The sequence below is a fragment of the Streptomyces sp. NBC_00083 genome, assembly GCF_026343295.1.
GTDB lineage: Bacteria > Actinomycetota > Actinomycetes > Streptomycetales > Streptomycetaceae > Streptomyces.
Genome location: NZ_JAPELY010000001.1, coordinates 779,028 through 800,303, shown reverse-complemented (window position 1 = coordinate 800,303; position 21,276 = coordinate 779,028). Strand labels below are relative to the sequence as shown.

The 21,276-nt window shown below is 72.7% G+C and carries 18 protein-coding genes; 11 read left to right on the top strand and 7 right to left on the bottom strand.

Annotated elements, in window-relative coordinates; translation table 11 throughout:
• Positions 1 to 28: 28 nt before the first annotated feature.
• The 3 genes from iolB to iolC all read right to left on the bottom strand — a co-directional run bounded on the left by iolB (position 29) and on the right by iolC (position 2,861).
• Positions 29 to 844: a 5-deoxy-glucuronate isomerase gene (gene iolB / locus OOJ98_RS03470; RefSeq protein WP_267053121.1), complete on the bottom strand. Its 816-nt coding sequence runs from the start codon at positions 842 to 844 to the stop codon at positions 29 to 31.
• Positions 845 to 876: 32 nt separating this feature from the next.
• On the bottom strand, positions 877 to 1,728 hold the full coding sequence (locus OOJ98_RS03465; protein ID WP_267055493.1) for a deoxyribose-phosphate aldolase: 852 nt from the start codon (positions 1,726 to 1,728) through the stop codon (positions 877 to 879).
• Between the two features lie 77 nt (positions 1,729 to 1,805).
• Positions 1,806 to 2,861 carry a 5-dehydro-2-deoxygluconokinase gene (iolC, locus tag OOJ98_RS03460; protein WP_267053120.1) on the bottom strand — a complete coding sequence of 352 codons (1,056 nt, stop codon included), beginning with the start codon at positions 2,859 to 2,861 and terminating at the stop codon, positions 1,806 to 1,808.
• A gap of 129 nt (positions 2,862 to 2,990) precedes the next feature.
• Here iolC and OOJ98_RS03455 point away from each other — a divergent pair, with 129 nt between their 5' ends.
• The 4 genes from OOJ98_RS03455 (at position 2,991) to OOJ98_RS03440 (ending at position 5,872) form a co-directional block, all read left to right on the top strand.
• A complete protein-coding gene (locus OOJ98_RS03455) occupies positions 2,991 to 3,893 on the top strand; it encodes a sugar phosphate isomerase/epimerase (protein WP_267053119.1) in 903 nt (300 codons plus the stop codon).
• A 1-nt stretch (position 3,894) separates the two neighbouring features.
• The gene (locus OOJ98_RS03450; protein ID WP_267053118.1) at positions 3,895 to 4,902 is read left to right on the top strand and encodes a Gfo/Idh/MocA family protein; all 1,008 of its coding nucleotides are present in this window, start codon (positions 3,895 to 3,897) and stop codon (positions 4,900 to 4,902) included.
• A gap of 314 nt (positions 4,903 to 5,216) precedes the next feature.
• Positions 5,217 to 5,417, top strand: a complete 201-nt coding sequence (locus OOJ98_RS03445) for an AlpA family transcriptional regulator (protein ID WP_267053117.1) — start codon at positions 5,217 to 5,219, stop codon at positions 5,415 to 5,417.
• A gap of 143 nt (positions 5,418 to 5,560) precedes the next feature.
• Positions 5,561 to 5,872: a heavy-metal-associated domain-containing protein gene (locus OOJ98_RS03440; RefSeq protein WP_267053116.1), complete on the top strand. Its 312-nt coding sequence runs from the start codon at positions 5,561 to 5,563 to the stop codon at positions 5,870 to 5,872.
• A gap of 748 nt (positions 5,873 to 6,620) precedes the next feature.
• On the opposite strand, the gene OOJ98_RS03435 is transcribed toward OOJ98_RS03440, so the two are convergent.
• Positions 6,621 to 7,919, bottom strand: coding sequence for a citrate synthase (locus OOJ98_RS03435; protein ID WP_267053115.1), 1,299 nt, complete (start codon positions 7,917 to 7,919; stop codon positions 6,621 to 6,623).
• 179 nt (positions 7,920 to 8,098) lie between these two features.
• The gene (locus OOJ98_RS03430; protein ID WP_267053114.1) at positions 8,099 to 10,321 is read right to left on the bottom strand and encodes an ATP-dependent RecD-like DNA helicase; all 2,223 of its coding nucleotides are present in this window, start codon (positions 10,319 to 10,321) and stop codon (positions 8,099 to 8,101) included.
• A gap of 374 nt (positions 10,322 to 10,695) precedes the next feature.
• Here OOJ98_RS03430 and OOJ98_RS03425 point away from each other — a divergent pair, with 374 nt between their 5' ends.
• Positions 10,696 to 11,247: a DUF937 domain-containing protein gene (locus tag OOJ98_RS03425; protein ID WP_267053113.1), complete on the top strand. Its 552-nt coding sequence runs from the start codon at positions 10,696 to 10,698 to the stop codon at positions 11,245 to 11,247.
• A 221-nt stretch (positions 11,248 to 11,468) separates the two neighbouring features.
• Here the strand turns inward: OOJ98_RS03425 and OOJ98_RS03420 are convergent, their stop codons facing one another.
• Positions 11,469 to 11,711 carry a hypothetical protein gene (locus OOJ98_RS03420; RefSeq protein ID WP_267053112.1) on the bottom strand — a complete coding sequence of 81 codons (243 nt, stop codon included), beginning with the start codon at positions 11,709 to 11,711 and terminating at the stop codon, positions 11,469 to 11,471.
• Between the two features lie 173 nt (positions 11,712 to 11,884).
• Between OOJ98_RS03420 and OOJ98_RS03415 the strand changes: the two genes are divergently transcribed.
• A complete protein-coding gene (locus tag OOJ98_RS03415) occupies positions 11,885 to 13,036 on the top strand; it encodes a CapA family protein (RefSeq protein WP_267053111.1) in 1,152 nt (383 codons plus the stop codon).
• A gap of 326 nt (positions 13,037 to 13,362) precedes the next feature.
• On the opposite strand, the gene OOJ98_RS03410 is transcribed toward OOJ98_RS03415, so the two are convergent.
• The gene (locus OOJ98_RS03410; RefSeq protein WP_267053110.1) at positions 13,363 to 14,418 is read right to left on the bottom strand and encodes a LacI family DNA-binding transcriptional regulator; all 1,056 of its coding nucleotides are present in this window, start codon (positions 14,416 to 14,418) and stop codon (positions 13,363 to 13,365) included.
• Between the two features lie 230 nt (positions 14,419 to 14,648).
• On the opposite strand from OOJ98_RS03410, the gene OOJ98_RS03405 reads away from it, so the two are divergent.
• From OOJ98_RS03405 to OOJ98_RS03385, 5 genes are all read left to right on the top strand, one after another.
• Positions 14,649 to 15,809 carry a Gfo/Idh/MocA family protein gene (locus OOJ98_RS03405; protein ID WP_267053109.1) on the top strand — a complete coding sequence of 387 codons (1,161 nt, stop codon included), beginning with the start codon at positions 14,649 to 14,651 and terminating at the stop codon, positions 15,807 to 15,809.
• Complete coding sequence (locus tag OOJ98_RS03400) at positions 15,806 to 16,957, top strand: dihydrodipicolinate synthase family protein (protein ID WP_267053108.1); 1,152 nt, start codon at positions 15,806 to 15,808, stop codon at positions 16,955 to 16,957. The genes OOJ98_RS03405 and OOJ98_RS03400 overlap by 4 nt, the downstream gene beginning before the upstream one ends.
• Entirely contained in the window at positions 16,954 to 17,802 is an 849-nt protein-coding gene (locus OOJ98_RS03395) for a sugar phosphate isomerase/epimerase (protein WP_267053107.1), read from the top strand. The genes OOJ98_RS03400 and OOJ98_RS03395 overlap by 4 nt, the downstream gene beginning before the upstream one ends.
• A gap of 652 nt (positions 17,803 to 18,454) precedes the next feature.
• A complete protein-coding gene (locus tag OOJ98_RS03390) occupies positions 18,455 to 19,249 on the top strand; it encodes a sugar phosphate isomerase/epimerase (RefSeq protein WP_267053106.1) in 795 nt (264 codons plus the stop codon).
• A gap of 177 nt (positions 19,250 to 19,426) precedes the next feature.
• Entirely contained in the window at positions 19,427 to 21,253 is a 1,827-nt protein-coding gene (locus OOJ98_RS03385) for a glycoside hydrolase family 3 protein (protein WP_267053105.1), read from the top strand.
• Positions 21,254 to 21,276: the final 23 nt, after the last annotated feature.

Here is a 21,276-nt window from a genome sequence, read left to right as displayed (position 1 = left end):
TGGTGTCCCTCCGTCACTGGTCCCTCGGTCACTGGTATCCCTCCGTGTGATCGGGGTGGAAGGAGATCTTCCACTCCCGGTCCGGCCCCGGTCCCGCCATCACGTTCAGGTAGTACATGGCGTTGCCGGGCTGGGCGATCGACGGCCCGTGCCAGCCGTCCGGCACGAGGACGGCGTCGCCGGAGCGCACCTCGGCGAGGAGCTCCGCGCCGCCGGGGCGGGACGGCGAGATCCGCTGGTAGCCGTAGCCGTCCGGCCGCTCGAACGCGAAGTAGTAGATCTCCTCCAGCTCGCTCTCGTGGCCGGGCCGGTGCTCGTCGTGCTTGTGCGGCGGGTACGAGGACCAGTTGCCGCCCGGCGTGATGACCTCGACGGCGATGAGCCGGTCGCAGGCGAACGCGCCGGCGGCGGCGAAGTTGCGTACGGCACGGGCGGTGGTGCCCGACCCGCGCGCCTCGACGGGCACCTCCGGCGCGGGGGCGCGGCGAGCGGGGAGCCGTCGCTCGCAGCGCGCTCCTGTCAGCGCGAACCGGCCTCCCGCGCCGGAGGAGATCCGGGCGTGCGCGTCACGCGGCACATAGGCGAAGTCGGTGGGCCCCGCGAACACGCCCTCGCGTCCGGCCAGTTCGAGGTCGAGCCCGTCGACACGCACCGTGCAGCCGCCGGCGAGCGGCACCACGAGCCACTCGCTGCCGCCGGCGTCGAAGCCGTGCGAGCCGCCGGGCGGCAGGTCGAGCACGCGCAGCGAGGAGTAGGCCCACCCGGCCCGCGCCGGGTCGATGTCGAGGGTGTACGCGCCGTGGGCCGAGGTCCCCGCCCGTACCAACAGTTCCTGGTGATCCATGCCCGATCCCTACCCTTCGGCGGCGGTTGCGGCTACAGCAGTCCGACGGCGGTGTCGACGGCCGCCGCGACGTCGCCGTCGGCCGGGTAGAGGAGCGAGCGCCCGGCGACGAGCCCCTGCACGGTGGGCAGCTGGAGCGCGCCGCGCCACTTCTCGAACGCGGCGTCCTGGTCGTCCCCTATGTCGCCGCCGAGCAGCACCGCGGGCAGGGTGCTGGTGGCCATGACCTGCGCCATGTCGTCGGGGTTCTCGGTGACGGGCACCTTCAGCCAGGTGTACGCGGAGGTGCCGCCCAGGCCGGAGGCGATGGCGATGGAACGGGTGACGGCGCCGGCCGAGAGATCGCTGCGCACCTTGCCGTGGCTGCGCCGGCAGATGAACGGCTCGACGAACACGGGGAGTTGGCGCTCGGCCATGGAGTCGACGGCGCGGGCGGCGGCGTGCAGGGTGTCGAGGGAGCCCGGGTCCTGGTAGTCGATCCTGAGCAGCAGTTTGCCCGCGTCGAAGCCGAGCCGGGCCAGGTCCTGGGGTCGGTGCCCGGTGAACCGGTCGTCCATCTCGAAGGAGGCCCCGGCGAGGCCGCCGCGGTTCATGGAGCCGATGACGACCTTGCCGTCGAGGGCGCCGAGCAGCAGCAGGTCCTCCAGGACGTCGGCGCCGGCCAGCACCCCGTCGACGCCGGGCCGCGACAGGGCGAGGCGCAGCCGGTCGAGCAGGTCGCCCCGGTCGGCCATGGCGAGCGCGTCGCCGCCGACACCGAGCGCGCCGCGGGCCGGGTGATCGGCGGCGATCACCATGAGCCGCCCGCCGTCGCCGCGCAGCAGCGGTCTGCGCCTGCGGCGGGCGGCGGCCTCGGCGACGGCTTCGGGGTGGCGGGCCCGAATCCGCGCGAGCCCGGCGGGTCCGAGGCCGGCCGGGGTGGGATCGGCGGGTCCGGGATCGGCCGGTCCGCGGCCGGCGCTCACACCCGGCCGCCTTCCAGGACGCGTTCGACCTCGGCGGGGAAGGGCATGGCGGCGGAACAGGCGAGCCGGGACGCGACGATGGCGCCGGCGGCGTTGGCGTACCGCATGACCTGTTCCAGCTCCCACCCGGCGAGCAGCCCGTGGCAGAGCGCACCGCCGAACGCGTCGCCCGCGCCGAGCCCGTTGACCACGTCGACGGGCACCGGCGCCACCTCCGCGACCGTCCCGTCCCGGTGCAGGGCGAGCACCCCCTTGGGGCCCTGCTTGACGACGGCGAGTTCGACACCGGCGGCGAGCAGCGCCTCGGCCGCGGCGAGCGGCTCCCGCTCCCCGGTGGCCACCTCGCACTCGTCGAGGTTGCCGACGGCTACGGTGGCGCGGGCGAGGGCCGCGCGGTAGTGGGGCCGGGCTTCGGCGGGGTCCGCCCAGAACATGGGCCGCCAGTCCAGGTCGAAGACGGTGGCCCGGCGGGGCGGTGCAGCCGGGCCGGTCCCGGCGGCGGCGCCGCGAGCGGCGTCGGTCCCGGCGGCGTGCGCGCGCTCCCCGAGCGCGCCCAGCGTCGCCGCGCGGCTGGGCTCGGCGCACAGCCCCGTCCCGGTCACCCAGAAGATCCGCGCCGCCCGGATCGCCCCGAGGTCCAGCTCCTCCTCCCGCACCTCCAGATCGGGCGCCTTGGGCAGCCGGTAGAAGTAGAGCGGGAAGTCGTCCGGCGGGAACACCTCGCAGAAGGTGACCGGCGTGGGCAGCCCGGCGACGGGCGTGACCCAGCGCGCATCGACCCCGAACTCGCCCAGCTCCGTGCGGAGATACTCGCCGAACGGATCGCGCCCGGTCCGTGTGACGAGGGCGACGCGCCGCCCGAGCCGGGCCGCGGCGACGGCCACATTGGAGGGCGAGCCGCCGAGGAACTTCCCGAAGGAGCTGACCTCCGCGAGCGACACGCCGGTCTGCAGCGGGTAGAGGTCGACGCCGATCCGCCCCATGGCGATCACGTCGTACGGGGGCTCGGATCCGGCCACCGTCCGCCCGGTGCCGTACGAAGCCTCGTCCATGCACATCCCCTCGGATCGCCCGGTCGCCGATGCCCCAGGTCTAGCCGCCCGCTCCCACCCTGTCAATCTTTGTCCTTACATTCGGACGTGACCTTGACACCTCTCCCGGGCCTTCGGAAGGCTGGTCCCATGACGACGGCGAAGACCCGCATCCGGATCGGTTCGGCCCCCGACTCCTGGGGCGTGTGGTTTCCCGACGATCCCCGCCAAGTCCCCTGGCGGCGCTTCCTCGACGAGGTCGCGGGCGCCGGCTACCGGTGGATCGAACTCGGACCGTACGGCTATCTCCCCACCGATCCGGCGCGCCTCGCCGAGGAGACGGCCCTGCGCGATCTGCGGGTGTCGGCCGGAACGGTCTTCACGGGGCTGCACCACGGCCCGGCGGTGTGGGAGAAGACATGGGCGCACGTGGCGGACGTGGCCGCGCTCGCGCAGGCGTCCGGCGCCCGGCACCTCGTCGTGATCCCCTCGTTCTGGCGCGACGACAAGAGCGGCGAGGTCCTGGAGGACAGCACCCTGACGGCCGCGCAGTGGCGCGATCTCGCCGGTCAGACCGAGCGCCTGGCCCGCGAGGTGCGGGACCGCTACGGCCTGCGCGTCGTGGTGCACCCGCACGCCGACACCCACATCGACAGCGAGGAGAACGTGGCCCGGTTCCTGCACGCCACCGACTCCGACCTGGTCTCGCTCTGTCTTGACACCGGGCACTACGCGTACTGCGGCGGCGACAGCGTCAAGCTGATCGAGACGTACGGGGAGCGGATCGGCTACCTCCACCTCAAGCAGGTGGACCCGGCGGTGCTGGCCCGAGTCCGCGCCGAGGGAACGCCGTTCGGGCCGGCCGTCGCGCGGGGCGTGATGTGCGAGCCGCCGCACGGCGTGCCCGCGCTCGAACCGGTCCTGGCCGCGGCCCAGGCCCTCGGCGTCGACCTCTTCGCCATCGTGGAGCAGGACATGTACCCGTGCGATCCCGACAAGCCGCGCCCGATCGCCGAGCGCACCCGCGCCTTCCTGCGTTCCTGCGGAGCCTGACATGACGCTCGGCATCGCCGTCATCGGCACCGGGCGCATGGGCGCCGACCACGTGCGCCGCATCGACTCGGTGATCGGCGGCGCCCGCGTGGCCGCCGTCGCCGACCTGGACGCGGAACGCGCGGGCGCCGTCGCCGCGGGCATCGAGGGGTGCTCGGTGCACACCGACCCGGCCGCGGCGATGAGCGCGCCCGGCGTGGACGCCGTCCTCGTCGCCTCCTCGGGCCCGGCCCACGAGGCGGCCCTGCTCGACGCCTTCGCGCGCGGCCTGCCGGTCCTGTGCGAGAAGCCGCTCACCCCCGACCCGGCCGGCGCCCTGCGCGTCATGGCGGCGGAACAGCGCCTCGGGCACCGCCTTGCCACGGTGGGCTTCATGCGCCGGTACGACCGCGAGTACCAGGAGCTCCAACAGATCCTTGAGCGGGGCGAGTTGGGCCGCCCCCTGATGCTGCACTGCCGCCACCGCAACGCGGCGTCGCCGTCCTTCTTCACCACCGAGATGCTGATCCGCGACTCCGTGGTGCACGAGGCGGACGCCACCCGCTGGCTGCTCGGCCAGGAGATCACCTCCGTACAGGTGCTGCGCCCGCGCCCCTCCTCGTACGCGCCCGCGGGGCTCGGCGATCCCCAGCTCGTCCTGTTCGAGACGGACGGCGGCGCCGTGGTCGACGTCGAGATCTTCGTCAACTGCGGCTTCGGGTACGAGGTGCGCTGCGAGGCGGTCTGCGAGCGGGGCACGGCCTCGATCGGCGAGGGCGGCGGCCTCGTGACGCGGACCGAGGGGCGCGCGGCCGGCGCGATCCCGCAGGACTTCACGGTCCGGTTCGCCGACGCGTACGACCGCGAGGTGCAGGCGTGGGTGGACGCGACCCGGCGGGGCCGCGCCGAGGGAGCGAGCGTCTGGGACGGGTACGCGGCGGCGACGGTCTGCGAGGCGGGGGTACGCGCCCAGCGGTCGGGCGAACGGGTCCGCGTGGAACAGACCGCGCGCCCCGCGCTCTACAAGTAGCGGGCCGGACCGCCCGCCTCGGCACACTCTTGACCGGCGGTGATCACCCATGACCACTGGCGATCTTTTTGTTGGGCTTCGCCGCTCTTCCCTACGCTTCACCGCTCTTCATCGCATTCGTCACAAGGATCTCCTTCCCGTCACACATGTCTCGATTACGCGGGTCTTGCGTCACAGGCAGTCGACAGGCACGCCCTCGGCCTCACTCTGCGTCGTTCAACGGGCACAGGCTGAGTGATCGCCAAGCGTTCGCGTCGCAGCTCCCCCGACGGCCTTCCGGCCGCCGCTGCGGCGTACGCAGGGAGGTGCCGCACATGACCGACCGCAGACTCTGGTCCTACAAGGAGATCGCCGCGCACATCCGGGTGCAGCCGGACACCGTGCGCTCCTACCGCAAACACGGGCTCCTTCCGGCGCCGGACCTCGTGGAGAACGGCAAGCCCTACTGGTTCGCCGACACCATCCGCACCTGGGTCGCGCGACGCCCCGGCAACCGCGGCCGCCGTGACGGCTGAGCCGGGCGACGCCACCCACGTGGCGGCTCGCTTAATACCCCCTAGGGGTATAACGTTGCGTGGGTGAGGGCATCCACGGTCCCCCGCGACCCGTCGACGCCCGACGCACCATGGATCAGTACGCCCGTGAAGAGGAGAACGCCATGACCGCCGAGACCGAGATCTCCGCCGCCGCGACCGGTTCCTGCTGCTCGCCCGCCGGTTCCTGCCACGGCGACGGGGCGGCCGACGTCCAGGTGGGCGCCGTCACCACCGTCTACCGGGTCTCCGGCATGAGCTGCGGCCACTGCGAGGGCGCGGTGTCCGGCGAGATCTCCGAGATCGAGGGGGTCGGCTCGGTGAAGGCGGTCGCCGCCACCGGCGAGGTCACCGTGATCTCGGCGGCCCCGCTCGACGAGGAGGCCGTACGGGCCGCCGTCGACGAGGCCGGGTACGAACTGGTCGGCCGCGCCTGACGGCACGGCTCCCCTCCACCCCCTCCGCTCCTCCGTCGGGCCGCACCCGGCCGGCTCCGCGCCGGCCGGGTGCGGCCCGGCCGTTTTGCGTAGTTCCGCCGTGCGCGACCCGCGCCGGGAAGAAGTTGAACCGGATGAATCCGGTGATCGCGGGCGCGGCTCTGGCGCTCCCCCCGATGTTCGTGGTACCCAACACCCTACGGTTGCGTTCCTTCACCTGACCTCCACAAAGAGATCTAGATCACAGAGGTTTTGAGGTAACCATCGGGAGGGGTCGGGAGTCTAAGTGGGCGATGCCACGGATGTCTTGGGGGACGTCCATGGAATGTCTTGGGGGACGTTCCAGGCAACGCGTTGGCCGGGGCACGTACGTCGGGAGCTTTGAGCGGCCCACCGACAGGTACGTACCCCGGCAGACCGCCTAGACCCCCGGCTCGGATCCCGTGGGGGGAATCCGCACCGGGAAACAGGGAAGCGCCCCGACTGCCGACCCGTGGGGGGATCGGCAGCGGGGCGCTTTCCGTATGTCCGGGGGCGGCTCGGCCGCCGTCGACCGGCAGCTGGACTCAGCGGCCCTCGACCGGAACGAAGTCCCGGAGAACCTCACCGGTGCTGCGTCAGCCCGGGGGACGACCCCCGGACCCCCAGCAACTCAGCTCAGCGGCCCTCAACCGGAACGAAGTCCCGGAGAACCTCGCCGGTGCTGTGTCAGCCCGGGGGACGACCCCCGGACCCCCAGCAACTCAGCTCAGCGGCCCTCAACCGGAACGAAGTCCCGGAGCACCTCGCCGGTGTAGATCTGGCGGGGGCGGCCGATGCGGGAGCCGGGCTCCTTGATCATCTCGTGCCACTGGGCGATCCAGCCCGGGAGGCGGCCGAGGGCGAAGAGGACCGTGAACATCTCGGTCGGGAAGCCCATGGCGCGGTAGATCAGACCCGTGTAGAAGTCCACGTTCGGGTACAGGTTGCGCGAGACGAAGTAGTCGTCGCTCAGCGCGTGCTCTTCCAGCTTCAGCGCGATGTCGAGCAGCTCGTCGGACTTGCCGAGGGCCGAGAGGACGTCGTGCGCGGCGGCCTTGATGATCTTGGCGCGCGGGTCGAAGGACTTGTACACCCGGTGGCCGAAGCCCATCAGGCGGACGCCGTCCTCCTTGTTCTTCACCTTGCGGATGAAGGAGTCGACATCGCCGCCGTTGGCCTGGATGCCTTCCAGCATCTCCAGGACGGACTGGTTGGCGCCGCCGTGCAGGGGGCCCCACAGCGCGCTGATGCCGGCCGAGATCGACGCGAACATGTTGGCCTGCGAGGAGCCGACCAGACGCACGGTGGAGGTCGAACAGTTCTGCTCGTGGTCCGCGTGCAGGATGAGCAGCTTGTCCAGCGCCGAGACGACGACCGGGTCCAGCTCGTACTCCTGGGCCGGCACCGAGAACGTCATGCGCAGGAAGTTCTCGACGTAGCCGAGGTCGTTGCGCGGGTAGACGAAGGGGTGGCCGATCGACTTCTTGTACGCGTACGCCGCGATCGTCGGCAGCTTGGCGAGCAGCCGGATCGTGGACAGGTGGCGCTGCTTCTCGTCGAACGGGTTGTGGCTGTCCTGGTAGAACGTGGACAGCGCGGACACCACGGACGACAGCATCGCCATCGGGTGGGCGTCACGCGGGAAGCCGTCGAAGAACCGCTTCACGTCCTCGTGGAGCAGCGTGTGACCGGTGATCTCGTCCTTGAAGCTGGAGAGCTCGTCGACGGTCGGAAGCTCGCCGTTGATCAGCAGGTACGCGACCTCGACGAAGGTCGAGCGCTCCGCGAGCTGCTCGATCGGGTACCCGCGGTAGCGCAGGATGCCCTGCTCACCGTCCAGGTAGGTAATGGCGGATTTATAGGCGGCGGTGTTGCCATATCCGCTGTCGAGGGTGACCAGCCCGGTCTGGGCTCGGAGCTTCCCGATGTCGAAGCCCTTGTCGCCGACGGTGCTGTCGATCACCGGGTAGGTGTACTCGCCATCGCCGAACCGCAGTACTACAGCGTTGTTCGCGTTCTCGCTCACGTCATCCCTCACCGACGTAGTGCCTCTTCTTCGAGGTGCCCTGACTGTCTCTACCATCCCCCATTTGGCTCAGCAGAGTGCACTCGGGGTCGCCCATTGGGCTTATTCACGGCACTCAGTGCCGTCAACCTGCTCATCCTGCCCCCTTCGCCCCGGTTAGGAAAGTCCGGGGTGGAGTTTCACACCAAAGTGCCCCCTGCCAGCCGGTGGGCCAGTGCGGTGAAGCGCCTGCCTGCGGAAACCGTGCGGACCGCCTGGCCGATCGCCTTGCGGGACCCCACCAGGACGACGAGCTTCCTGGCCCGGGTCACCGCCGTGTAGAGCAGATTGCGCTGAAGCATCATCCACGCACTCGTGGTGACCGGGATGACGACGGCCGGGTACTCGCTGCCCTGGGAGCGGTGGATCGTCACGGCGTAGGCGTGGGACAGCTCGTCCAGCTCGTCGAAGTCGTACGGCACCTCCTCGTCCTCGTCGGTCAGGACCGTCAGGCACTGGTCGTCGAGGTTGAGCGCGGTGACCACGCCGACGGTGCCGTTGAAGACGCCGTTCTTGCCTTTGTCGTAGTTGTTGCGGATCTGGGTGACCTTGTCGCCGACGCGGAACACCCGCCCGCCGAACCTCTTCTCCGGAAGGTCGGGCCGGGCCGGGGTGATCGCCTGCTGGAGCAGGCCGTTGAGGGCGCCCGCGCCGGCCGGGCCGCGGTGCATCGGCGCCAGCACCTGGATGTCGCGGCGCGGGTCGAGCCCGAACTTCGCGGGGATGCGCCGGGCCGCCACGTCGACGGTGAGGCGGCCCGCGTCCTCCGTCTCGTCCTCCACGAACAGGAAGAAGTCGTCGAGGCCCGAAGTGAGGGGCGGAGCACCGGAGTTGATGCGGTGCGCGTTGGTGACGACGCCGGACTGCTGAGCCTGGCGGAAGATGCGCGTCAGCCGCACGCGGGGCACGGGCCCGCCCTCGGCGAGCAGATCGCGCAGCACCTCTCCGGCGCCGACCGAGGGCAGCTGGTCGACGTCGCCCACCATCAGCAGATGGGCGCCGGGGGCCACCGCCTTGACCAGCTTGTTGGCGAGGAGCAGGTCGAGCATGGAGGCCTCGTCGACGACGACCAGGTCCGCGTCGAGCGGCCGGTCCTTGTCGTACGCCGCGTCCCCGCCCGGTTTCAGTTCCAGCAGGCGGTGCACGGTGGAGGCCTCGGCGCCGGTCAGCTCGGCCAGGCGCTTGGCGGCCCGCCCGGTCGGCGCGGCGAGCACCACCTTGGCCTTCTTGGCGCGGGCCAGCTCCACCACCGAGCGGACCGTGAACGACTTGCCGCAGCCGGGCCCTCCGGTGAGCACGGCCACCTTGCTGGTGAGGGCGAGCTTGACGGCCTCCTGCTGCTCGGGGGCGAGCTCGGCGCCGGTGCGGGTGGCCAGCCAGCCGAGCGCCCTGTCCCAGTCCACCCCGACGAAGCCCGGCATCCGGTCCTCGCCGGTCCGCAGGAGCCGGCCCACCTGGGCGGCTAGCGACAGCTCAGCGCGGTGGAACGGCACGAGGTAGACGGCGACGACGGGCTCGCCCCCGTCGGGCCCCGGCACCTTCTCGCGCACGGCGCCCTCCTCGGCGATCAGCTCCGCGAGGCACTCGATGACGAGCCCGGTGTCGACCTGGAGGAGCTTCACCGCGTCCGCGATCAGCCGCTCCTCGGGCAGGAAGCAGTGCCCCTGGTCGGTGGATTGCGACAGCGCGTACTGAAGGCCCGCCTTCACGCGCTCCGGGCTGTCGTGCGGGATGCCGACGGCCTGGGCGATCGTGTCGGCGGTGAGGAACCCGATGCCCCAGACATCGGCGGCGAGCCGGTAGGGCTGGTTCTTCACGACGGAGATCGAGGCGTCCTCGTACTTCTTGTAGATGCGCACCGCGATGGAGGTGGAGACGCCGACGCCCTGCAGGAAGACCATGACCTCCTTGATCGCCTTCTGCTCCTCCCAGGCGGCCGCGATCTTCTTGGTCCGCTTGGGTCCGAGCCCCGGCACCTCGATCAGGCGCTTCGGCTCCTGCTCGATGATGTCGAGCGTGTCGGCGCCGAAGTGCTGGGTGATGCGGTCGGCGAAGACCGGGCCGATGCCTTTGATCAGGCCGGAGCCGAGATAGCGGCGGATGCCCTGGATGGTGGCGGGCAGCACCGTCGTGTAGTTGTCGACGGTGAACTGCTTGCCGTACTGGGGGTGCGAGCCCCAGCGGCCCTCCATGCGCAGCGACTCCCCCGGCTGCGCGCCGAGCAGCGCGCCGACCACCGTGAGGAGGTCGTTGCCGCCCCGGCCGGTATCGACCCGTGCGACGGTGTATCCGCTCTCCTCATTGGCGTACGTGATCCGTTCGAGGACGCCCTCCACCACCGCCGTACCCGTGAGACTCGCCATGCCCCGACGCTACCGCCCCGCACTGACAATGCGGACAACACGGCTTCGTACCAAGGGAGTCGGGGTGCGCAAGGGGGCTGCGGGGTTCACCGGGACCGATGGGACGCGATGGGAGCACCGGGGTCGATGGGAACGGTGGGGCCACAGGGGTTCAAGGGGGCCCGGCCCGTCGACCGGGCCCCTTGATTTTCCCTCCCCGTCAACGCTCCTCGAAATCCCCCCGGATCCCTCCCCTGAAGCGCTGACCTACCTAAAGACATCCGTCACGCCGGAAGGGTTGCACGATTGCGGGCAGTAATTTTCCCGGCCGCCCGGCCCCCGCCCGCCGCACGCTCGACATGCCGACGAAGCGGGGCAAAAGTAGCGTTCGACCCATGACTCACGACGCATCTCCTTCCGACCGGCCCCTGCAGCAGGACGTCCTGGACGAGCTCGGCGACGACGGGCTCCAGCGGATCGCCGGGCTCCTCGACACGGACGCGGCGGGCGCGCGGGACATGGTGGGGACGACGATGTCCACACTCTCGGGCGATCTGCCGCAGGACGGCCAGGACGAGGTCCGCCAGGCCGTCACGGAGGCGGCAGCCGCCGAACCCGAGCCGGCCCCCGGGGACACCCCCCTGCAGGGCGTGGCCACCCTCGGTGGCGGCCTCGGCGGGATGCTGAGCGGCGGTCTCGCGGCCGGGATGCTCGCGAAGGTGGCCCGGCCGGTCGCGAACGCGGTGGCCAAGAAGACCGGACTGCCCCCGGCCACGGTGACGAAGGCCCTGGAGGTCGTCCTGCCGGTGGCACTCGCGGTGCTGACCAAGCGGGCGGCCACGAAGTCCGGCGCACAGGGCACGGCACCCGGCGCGGGCGGCGCCTCCGGGGGCGGCGGCCTCGGGGACATCCTGGGCCAGATCCTGGGCGGCGGAACGAAGAGGTAGCCCGCACGCGCACCGGGGCGGCCCCACCGGGAGTCGGCGGCCCGCGGGATCGTGGCCGGCCCCCGCTCCGGGAATCGGCGCCGCCGCCGGGGGCGCCGGTGCCCGCCCCGGCCCAGGCCGGGTACCGAGGTCGTACCCCCACCGGGCAGCAGACCGGCCGCGTCCGCGACGGCATCGCCCCCGCGCCGGCCTGGGCCGGGGCGGGGGCGGGGTCGGCTGGGTCAGGCGCCGCCGCTGCGCAGGAACGCGTCGCCGTGGGCCGCGATGTGCGCCTCAAGGGCGGCCAGCGCCAGCTGGGTCGTGGCCTCCGACCCGCCGCCGTGCCGCTCCGCGTAGTACGCCGCGCCGAGCTTCTTCAGGAGGTCGTTGCCGGCCCGCTGCTGCTGGACCTCGTCCACCTTCTGCTTGCCCTGTTGCATGGCGCTCTGCGCCTGCTCCTTGGCCCGGTCGAGAAAACCCGCCATGACTGTCTCCGATCGTGATCGTGGCCCCGTCCTGGCATCACTTCCCCCATCCTGCCTCCTTAGTACGCCTCCCTCACCCGGGCGCCCGCGTCACACCCCGTCCGCGCGCCCGCTGCACCGCCGCGCCCACCCCCGGCGCCGTCTCGTACGCCCATACGAATACTCTGACGCGCATGCCCGCCCCCGCCCGCCCCAGGGCCCACTCGCGCCACACCGTCGCCGCTCAGGCTTCCGCGCTGGCCCTCGGTGTCCTGCTGGCGGTCACGGCGTGCTCGGGCGCGCCGTCCGGCGCTCCGGCCGCCGTGCAGTCGGGCGCGGCCCAGTCCGCCGCGAGCCCCGAGGCGCAGGTCGACATAACGGCCGGGCCCACCCCGTCCCTTCCGCCGGGCACGATCACGCTCGCGTTCGGCGGCGACGTCCACTTCACCGAGCGGACCGCGTCCCGCCTGAACGCGACCCCCGCCGACCCGGCGCTCGGCCCGATATCCAGGACCGTCGCGAGCGCCGACTTCGCGATGGTCAACCTGGAGACGGCGATCACCACGCGCGGCTCCGCCGAGCCGAAGCTGTACCACTTCCGTACGCCGCCGAGCGCGCTGACCGCGCTCCAGAAGTCGGGGGTGGACGCGGTGTCGATGGCCAACAACCACGCCGTCGACTACGGCCCGGCGGGCCTCGCCGACACGCTCGACGCCGTGCACCACGCGCCGATACCGGTCCTCGGGATCGGGGCGAACGAGGCCGAGGCGTACAAGCCGTACGTCAAGGACATCCGCGGGGTGAAGCTGGCCGTCGTCGCGGCGAGCCAGGTGATGGACCTGACCAACGACAAGTTCCGGGCCGGCCCCAAGAAGCCCGGCATAGCCTCCGCGCTCGACACGACGAAGCTCGTCGCGGCGGTGAAGCGGGCGAAGGCGCGGGCCGATGTGGTCGTGGTGTACCTGCACTGGGGTACGGAGGGGCAGAGCTGCCCGGGGCCCGAGCAGAAGTCCATCGCCGCGAAGCTGTCCGCGGCGGGGGCGACGGCGGTGGTCGGTACGCACGCGCACGTGATGCTGGGGTCGGGGATGCTGGGCAGGACGTACGTCAACTACGGCCTGGGGAACCTGCTTTGGTACGGGACGTCGCCGTATCCGCACTCCAACGACAGCGGGATCGCCACGTTGACGATCGCTCGGGGCCGGGTGGTGAAGCAGGGCTTCGCGCCGGCGGTGGTGGATGGGCGGGGTGTGCCCATGCCGCAGTCCGGGGCGGCGGCCCAGTCCGTGACCTCCCGCCTCACCTCCCTCCGCCCCTGCACCTCCCTGACCCCGGCCCCCCAGTAGCCGGCCCGCACTGGGCATGCCGCCCAGGCCACCCCCGCCTGGGCCGTGGCCCCGAGGGCGCCGACACCAGGCACCCCGCCCAAGGGCCAACCCACCCAGGGGCGCGGGGAACTGCGCGGGCGCCCCAGCACGGTCCGCACCCGAAGTCCGGGGGGTCGCTGGGGCTCCGCCCCAGACCCCGTTCGCGCCTTAAGGGCGCTCGTCCTCAAACGCCGGACAGGCTGAGGGTGCCGAGACTGGGCACCCTGCCCAAAGCCGGCCCACCCAGGGGCGCGGGGAACTGCGCGGGCAAGCCCGCACGGCCCCCGAAGCCGCGCCCCGGAGCCCTACCCCGCCCGCCGCACCGCCGCGGTCGACGCCCGCACCATCAGTTCGCCGTGGACCGTCGCGATCCCCCCCGGCGGAGCCGGATCGAGAGCGAGGGCGAGACGGCCCGCCCGAGCCCCCGCCTCCGCCAACGGCAACCGCACCGTCGTCAGCCCCGGCACCGCGTCCGCGCTGAACGGCAGATCCCCGAACCCCGCCACCGACACGTCCCCCGGCACGGAGATCCCCCGGTCCCGCAGCGCCGCACACGCCCCCAGCGCCACCGTGTCGTTCGCCGCGACCACGGCAGTCAACTCCCCGTCCCTGCGCAGGAGTTCGAGCGTCGCGTCGTACCCGGAACGCCGGTCGTACGACCCGTGCACCACCAGGTGGTCGAGCAGGAGCCCGGCCTCAGCGAGCGCGGCCTGGTGGCCTTCGAGCCGGTGCCGGGTCGTGGTGCGCTCGGTGGGCCCGGCCACGTACCCGATCCGGCGGTGGCCGAGGCCGATGAGGTGTTCCGCGAGGCGCCGGCCGCCGCCCCGGTTGTCGAAGGCGAGCGTCGCCGTGACGCTGTCGCCGGACAGCGGGGGCCGCCCGCACAGCACGATCCGCGTACCCGCGTCGGCCAGCCGCGCCAGCTTCGCGCCGACCGCCGCCGCGTGCTCGGGGTCCTCCAGCGCGCCGCCCGTCACGATGACCGCCGCCGCGCGCTGGCGCTGGAGCAGCGTCAGATAGGTGAGTTCGCGCTCCGGCGAGCCCCCGGTGTTGCAGATGACGGAGAGCTTCTCGCGCCCCCCGCGCACCCCGCCCTCCTCGCCGATCGCGGCCTGCGCCGCCCCCGCGATGATGCCGAAGAACGGGTCGGCGATGTCGTTGACCAGGATGCCGACCAGATCGGACGTGGCCGCGGCGAGCGAACTCGCGGGCCCGTTCAGGACGTAGTCGAGCTCGTCGACCGCGCGCAGCACCCGCTCCCGCGTGGCCGCCGCCACCGGATAGTTGCCGTTGAGCACGCGTGAGACGGTCGCCGGGGACACCTGGGCCCGTGCCGCCACGTCCGCCAGGGTCGCTGTCATCTCTGCCTCCGCACCGTTCGGGCCGTGGTGGTGGAACCGCGGCCGGCCAGGTCGCACCGTGCCGCCGCGTCCCGGAACCGTCCCGGGGCCACGGTCGAACCACTGCCCGGCCGTTCAAGCATTCGGCCTCTTGTCGGAGGCGCTGTGCGCAGGCTAGCGTCCTGCCCTGTAGAAAGCGCTTACTATCCCCGGAAACAGCCCGGAGTGATCGCATGACTCGGAGGGATCGGATGACGACGTCGTCACGCAGGACCGTGCGGATCGCCATGAACGGCGTCACCGGACGCATGGGTTACCGCCAGCACCTCGTACGCTCCCTCCTCGCCCTGCGCGAACAGGGCGGCCTCGACCTCGGCGACGGAACCACGCTGTGGCCGGAGCCCGTCCTGGTCGGCCGGCGCGACCACGCGCTCAAGGCGATGGCCGACCGGCACGGCCTCACCGAGTGGTCGACGGACCTGGACGCGGTGCTCGCCGACCCGGGCGTCGACATCTACTTCGACGCCCAGGTGACGTCCGCCCGCGAGGAGGCGCTCGGCAAGGCCATAGCGGCCGGCAAGCACATCTACACCGAGAAGCCGACCGCGACGGGCCTCGCCGGCGCGCTCGACCTGGCCCGGCGCGCCCGCGCGGCCGGCGTCAAGCACGGCGTCGTCCAGGACAAGCTCTTCCTGCCGGGTCTGCTGAAGCTGAAGCGCCTGGTCGACGGCGGATTCTTCGGCCGGATCCTGTCCGTGCGGGGCGAGTTCGGCTACTGGGTCTTCGAGGGCGACTGGCAGGGCGCGCAGCGCCCGTCCTGGAACTACCGGCGCGAGGACGGCGGCGGCATCGTCGTGGACATGTTCCCGCACTGGGAGTACGTCCTGCACGAGCTGTTCGGCCGGGTCACCGCCGTGACCGCGCAGACCGCCACCCACATCCCGCAGCGCTGGGACGAGCAGGGCAAGCCGTACGCGGCGACCGCCGACGACGCCGCGTACGGGATCTTCCAGCTGGAGGGCGGCGCGATCGCCCAGATCAACTCCTCGTGGGCGGTGCGCGTCCACCGCGACGAGCTCGTCGAGTTCCAGGTGGACGGCACGGAGGGCTCGGCCGTCGCGGGCCTGCGCACCTGCCGTGTCCAGCACCGCGGTTCGACGCCGAAGCCGGTGTGGAACCCCGACCTTCCCGCCACCGAGCCGTTCCGCGCGCAGTGGCAGGAGGTGCCGGACAACGACACGTTCGACAACGGGTTCAAGGCGCAGTGGGAGCTGTTCCTGCGGCACGTCGTACTCGACGAGCCCTACCACTGGGACCTGTTCGCGGGCGCGCGCGGCGTGCAGCTCGCCGAACTCGGCCTGCGCTCCTGCGCGGAGGGCCGCCGTCTCGACGTGCCGGAGATCGCCCTGTGAGCCTCCTCCTTCCCGGCCCCGACGGCACGACCCGGCGGTACGAGCCCCGCGCGGTCCCGCTCGCGCTGCCGCCGGGCCCGCCGCCCCACTCCCGTACGGTCTTCTCGGCCGCGCACGTGGTCGCGGACCCGTATGCCGATGCCCCGCCCGACGGACCCGCCGCCGTCGACTGGGACGCCACGCTCGCCTTCCGCCGCCACCTGTGGTCGCACGGGCTCGGCGTCGCGGAGGCGATGGACACGGCACAGCGCGGCATGGGCCTCGACTGGCCCGCCGCCGCCGAGCTGATCCGCCGAAGTGCCGCCGAGGCCAAGGCGGTTGACGGACGGATCGCCTGCGGTGTCGGAACGGACCAGCTCGCCTCGGGCGGGCTCGCCGAGGTGCGGGCGGCGTACGAGGAGCAGCTCGCGCTGGTCGAGGAGGCGGGGGCGCAGCCGATCCTGATGGCGTCGCGCGCCCTCGCGGCGGCGGCCCGCGGCGCCGAGGACTACCTCGCGGTGTACGGGGAGCTGCTGCGCCAGGCGTCCGGGCCGGTGATCCTGCACTGGCTGGGCCCGATGTTCGACCCGGCGCTCGACGGCTACTGGGGCTCGCCCGGCCTGGACGCGGCCACGGAGACCTTCCTCGACGTCATCGCCGCGCACCCCGACAAGGTCGACGGCATCAAGGTGTCCCTCCTCGACGCCCGCCGCGAGGTGGAGCTGCGGCGCCGCCTGCCCGCCGGCGTCCGGTGCTACACGGGCGACGACTTCCACTATCCCGAGCTGATCGCGGGCGACCAACAGGGCTTCAGTCACGCCCTGTTGGGCATCTTCGACCCGTTGGGGCCGCTGGCGGCGGAGGCGGTGCGCCTGCTCGACAAGGGCGACACCGAAGCGTTCCGTGCCGCCCTCGACCCGACGGTCGAGCTGTCCCGGCACCTCTTCGAGCCTCCGACCCGCTTCTACAAGACGGGCGTGGTGTTCCTGGCGTGGCTGGCGGGGCACCAGTCGCACTTCACGATGGTCGGCGGCCTCCAGTCGGCACGCTCGCTGCGGCACTTCGCGCGGGCGTACGAACTGGCGGACGGGCTCGGCCTGTTCCCCGATCCCGGGCGGGCGGAGTCCCGCATGAGGTCCCTCCTGACGGTGTACGGAGTCCCGCAATGACCACGGCCATGACCGTCCCCCCGGCCCGCTTCAGCATCAACCAGATGACGGTGAAGCAGCTCTCCCTGCCGGAGCTGGCGCAGGCGTGCGGACGGCTCGGGGTGCGCGGGGTCGGCCTGTGGCGCGAGCCGGTGGCGGCGTACGGCCTGGAGGCGGCGGCAAAGCTCGTGCGCGACACGGGACTTGAGGTGTCCTCGCTCTGCCGGGGCGGGTTCCTCACGGCGATCGACCCCGCCGAGCGGGCCGCGGCGCTCGCCGACAACCGCGCGGCTATCGACGAGGCGGCGGCGCTCGGCACGGACACGCTGGTGCTCGTGTCGGGCGGGCTCCCGGCCGGCTCCAAGGACCTCGCCGGCGCGAGGGAGCGGGTCGCCGACGCGCTGGCCTCGCTCGCCCCGTACGCCGGGGAGCGGGGCGTGCGGCTCGCCATCGAGCCGCTGCACCCGATGTTCGCGTCGGACCGCTGTGTGGTGTCCACGCTCGACCAGGCCCTGGCTCTCGCGGAACGGTTCCCGTCGTCGCAGGTGGGCGTGGTGGTCGACACGTACCACGTGTGGTGGGACGACGCGGCGCCCGCGGCGGTGCGGCGGGCGGCGGCGTCCGGCCGCGTCCACGCGTTCCAACTGGCGGACTGGGTCACGCCGCTGCCCGCGGGGGTGCTGACGGGGCGGGGCCAGTTGGGCGAGGGGTGCGTCGACTTCGCGGAGTGGTGCGGGCTGCTCGACGCGGTCGGCTACGCGGGGCCGGTGGAGGTGGAACTGTTCAACGAGGACCTGTGGGCGGGGGACGGCACGGCCCTGCTCACCGACACGGTGGCCCGCGCGACGAGCATCCTGCCCCCGTGAAACACGCACCGCCGCGGTGGGCGCGGGCGACGGGCTCGGTGCCGGGTGCCCTACGCGGGCGCGGGGCTGTGGGCTCGGTGCCGGGTGCCCTGCTAGGGGCGCAGGGCTGTGCCTTTTGCCCGGCTCCGCCGCGGTGGGCGCGGGCTGGGGGCTGCGGCACCGGTGCCCTACTTTTAGGGGCGCGGGGAACTGCGCGGGTGCCCCAGCACGGTCTGCGGACGAAAGCCGGGCCTCTGGGGCTCCGCCCCGGGAAGTCACCCCACCCCGCCCCTTCCCGAAACCCTCCGGGGGTTATGAACGGGCTGAGGTCCAAACCCCTGGGGCTCCGCCCCAGACCCCGTTCGCGCCTGAAGGGCGCTCGTCCTCAAACGCCGGACAGGCTGAAGATGCCGAGACCAGGCACCCTGCCAAGGGCGGGATGCCCATGCCAAGCACCCTGCCAAGGGCGGGATACCCATGCCAGGCACCCTGCCAGGGGCGGGATACCCATGCCAGGCACCCAGGCAAGGGCGGAGCCGATGCCACACCCTGCCAAGGGCGGAGCCGATGCCCGGCACCCTGCCAAGGGCAACCCACCCAGGGGCGCGGGGAACTGCGCGGGCGGTCCTCCACCCCGCACCCTGGAAGCACCCCGCACCGGAAAGGCGCCCCCATGCAGCTCGCCCTCTCCACCCTCGGCCTCCCCCACACCCCCCTCCCCCGCGTCGCCGACCTCGCCGCACGCTCCGGCTACCACGGCGTGGAACTCCGCACCCACCCCGAAGAACCCGTCCACCCCGCCCTCGACGCCGCGCAGCGCAGGGCCGTCGCCCGCCTCTTCGAGGCCGCCGGCGTCGAGATCCTCACCCTCGCCGCGTACGCCCGCGTAGCGGACCCCGCCGACACCACCGACCTCCCCGAACTCATCCACCTGGCAAGCGACTTGGGCGCCAAGTACATCCGCGTCTTCCCCGGTGGCGCCGAACCCGACACCGCGACCGACACCGGGACCGGCACCTCCACCGCCGACGACACCGCCGTACGCCGCCTCGCGGAGGCCGCCCCCCTCGCCCACCGCCACGGCATCCGCATCCTCCTCGAAACCCACGACTCGCACCGCACCGGCAGAGCCGCCGCCCGCGTCCTGGACCGCGTGGACCACGTCGGCGCGGGCGCGCTCTGGGACGTCATGCACACCTGGCTCGGCGGCGAGACCCCGGCGGAGTCGTTCACCCACCTCTCCCCCCACCTCGGCTACACCCAGGTGAAGGACATCGCCTCCGCCGAGGACACCACCCCGCTCCCCCTCGGCGCGGGCGTACTCCCCCTCCCCGCCTGCGTCGCCCCGCTCCCGCCGGACGGCTGGCTGTGCTGGGAGTACGAAAAGCGCTGGTACCCCAGGGCCGCCCCCCTCCCCGGCCTCCTCCAGGCAAGCCACGACCACCTGTCCCGGCTCACCGGTCGGTGAGGTTCTCCGCGCGACAGCGACACGCGCAACAGCGACACCCCGATGCGGGGCGGGCGCGGCGCGCCGGGGCGGGGGGTCGTGCGCAAAGCCTTGACCGGCACTTACTTTCGGATGACGGTTCGGGCGTGGAAGTTTCTTCCACGCCCGGCAACACCGCTTCGCCGGAAGGAGCCGCACGTGCAGCACCGCACCTCAAGACGCAGCCTCCTGACCACCACCGCCGCCCTGGCCGCCGCGACCGCCCTCGGGTCCCGGCTCCCCGCTTCGGCCGCCGCCCCGATCGCAGCGCGGCGCGACACCGACCGGCGGTTGCGCGCGATCGTCGCCCGCATGTCGGTCGAGGAGAAGATCGGCCAGCTCTTCGTCATGCGGATCTACGGGGCCTCCGCGACCGCGCCCGACCAGGCGGACATCGACGCCAACCTCCGCGAGATCGGCGTGCGCGACGCCGCCGAGCTGATCGCCACGTACCACGTGGGCGGCATCATCTACTTCAGCTGGGCGCACAACACCCGTGACCCGCACCAGATCGCGGACCTCTCCAACGGCATCCAGGCCGCGGGGCTCGCCCAGCGCGTACCCCTGCCCCTGCTCATCGCCACCGACCAGGAGCACGGCGCCGTGTGCCGGGTCGGGAAGCCCGCCACGCTCTTCCCGGGCGCGATGGCGATGGGCGCGGGCGGTTCGCCGGAGGACGCCCGCACGCTGGGCCGGATCTCGGGCGCGGAGCTCGCCGCGATCGGCATTCGCCAGGACTACTCGCCCGACGCCGACGTGAACATCAACCCCGCCAACCCGGTCATCGGCGTACGGTCCTTCGGCGCGGACCCGTCCGCCGTGGCGCGGATGGTCGCGGCGGAGGTGCGCGGCTACCAGGAGTCGTCCGTCGCCGCGACCGCGAAGCACTTTCCGGGGCACGGCGACACGAGCGTGGACAGCCACACCGGAATTCCGGTGATCACGCACAGCCGCGAGGAGTGGGAGCGGCTCGACGCGCCGCCGTTCAGGGCCGCGATCGCGGCCGGGATCGACGCGATCATGACGGCGCACATCCAGTTCCCGGCGCTCGACCCGAGCAACGACCCGGCGACGCTCTCCCACCCCATCCTCACCGGCATCCTGCGCGAACAGCTCGGCTACGACGGGGTCGTCATCACGGACTCGCTCGGCATGAAGGGCGTACGCGACAAGTACGGGGACGACCGGGTGCCGGTGCTGGCACTCGGGGCGGGCGTCGACCAGCTGCTCGATCCGCCCAAGCTGGACGTGGCGTTCGGCGGGGTGCGGGCGGCGGTGGCGAGCGGGGAGCTGAGCGAGGCGCGGCTCGACGCGTCGGTACTGCGGATCCTGCGGCTCAAGGAGCGCCGGGGCCTCTTCGCCCGGCCGTACGTGTCCGCGCGGGGCGTGGACCGGATCGTGGGCACGCGGGCGCACCTGCGCGCGGCGGACGGGATCGCGGAGCGCACGACGACGCTGCTCGCCAACGCGGGCGGTCTGCTGCCGCTGTCGCGGCGGCGGCACGAGCGGCTGCTCGTCGTGGGCGCGGACCCGGACTCGCCGTCCGGCACGACGGGCCCGCCGACGTCCGTCCTCGCGGCCGCGCTCTCCGAACTCGGCTTCAGCACAACGGCGTTGCCGACGGGGACCACGCCCTCCCCCGCCCGGATCGACGCGGCGGTCGCGGCGTGCGCGGGACACGACGCGGTGATCGTCGGCACGTACGACGCGGGGCCGGGTGGCGCCCAGAGCCGACTCGTGACGGCCCTGGGCGCGACAGGTGTGCCGGTGGTACACCTCGCGCTGCGCAACCCGTACGACATCGCGTACCTGAGCGGATTCGGAGCATCCCTCGCGACGCACTCCTGGACGGACGTCGAACTCCGCGCAGCGGCACGGGTGTTGACGGGCCGGTCCCATCCCCGAGGCCGCCTCCCGGTAGCCGTGCCCCGAGCCGACGACCCGACCCGCGACCTCTACCCGATCGGCCACGGCCTGTCGTACTAGCACTCCAGCCAGCGCTCCAGCCG

What these genes read in the sequence shown, in the direction of transcription:
- OOJ98_RS03410 (WP_267053110.1), bottom strand. Translation starts at nt 14,418, where the DNA reads ATGACAGCGACCCTGGCGGACGTGGCGGCACGGGCCCAGGTGTCCCCG.
- OOJ98_RS03425 (WP_267053113.1), top strand. Translation starts at nt 10,696, where the DNA reads ATGACTCACGACGCATCTCCTTCCGACCGGCCCCTGCAGCAGGACGTC.
- iolB (WP_267053121.1), bottom strand. Translation starts at nt 844, where the DNA reads ATGGATCACCAGGAACTGTTGGTACGGGCGGGGACCTCGGCCCACGGC.
- OOJ98_RS03395 (WP_267053107.1), top strand. Translation starts at nt 16,954, where the DNA reads ATGACCACGGCCATGACCGTCCCCCCGGCCCGCTTCAGCATCAACCAG.
- OOJ98_RS03405 (WP_267053109.1), top strand. Translation starts at nt 14,649, where the DNA reads ATGACGACGTCGTCACGCAGGACCGTGCGGATCGCCATGAACGGCGTC.
- iolC (WP_267053120.1), bottom strand. Translation starts at nt 2,861, where the DNA reads ATGGACGAGGCTTCGTACGGCACCGGGCGGACGGTGGCCGGATCCGAG.
- OOJ98_RS03420 (WP_267053112.1), bottom strand. Translation starts at nt 11,711, where the DNA reads ATGGCGGGTTTTCTCGACCGGGCCAAGGAGCAGGCGCAGAGCGCCATG.
- OOJ98_RS03390 (WP_267053106.1), top strand. Translation starts at nt 18,455, where the DNA reads ATGCAGCTCGCCCTCTCCACCCTCGGCCTCCCCCACACCCCCCTCCCC.
- OOJ98_RS03445 (WP_267053117.1), top strand. Translation starts at nt 5,217, where the DNA reads ATGACCGACCGCAGACTCTGGTCCTACAAGGAGATCGCCGCGCACATC.
- OOJ98_RS03450 (WP_267053118.1), top strand. Translation starts at nt 3,895, where the DNA reads ATGACGCTCGGCATCGCCGTCATCGGCACCGGGCGCATGGGCGCCGAC.
- OOJ98_RS03415 (WP_267053111.1), top strand. Translation starts at nt 11,885, where the DNA reads ATGCCCGCCCCCGCCCGCCCCAGGGCCCACTCGCGCCACACCGTCGCC.
- OOJ98_RS03455 (WP_267053119.1), top strand. Translation starts at nt 2,991, where the DNA reads ATGACGACGGCGAAGACCCGCATCCGGATCGGTTCGGCCCCCGACTCC.
- OOJ98_RS03440 (WP_267053116.1), top strand. Translation starts at nt 5,561, where the DNA reads ATGACCGCCGAGACCGAGATCTCCGCCGCCGCGACCGGTTCCTGCTGC.
- OOJ98_RS03430 (WP_267053114.1), bottom strand. Translation starts at nt 10,321, where the DNA reads ATGGCGAGTCTCACGGGTACGGCGGTGGTGGAGGGCGTCCTCGAACGG.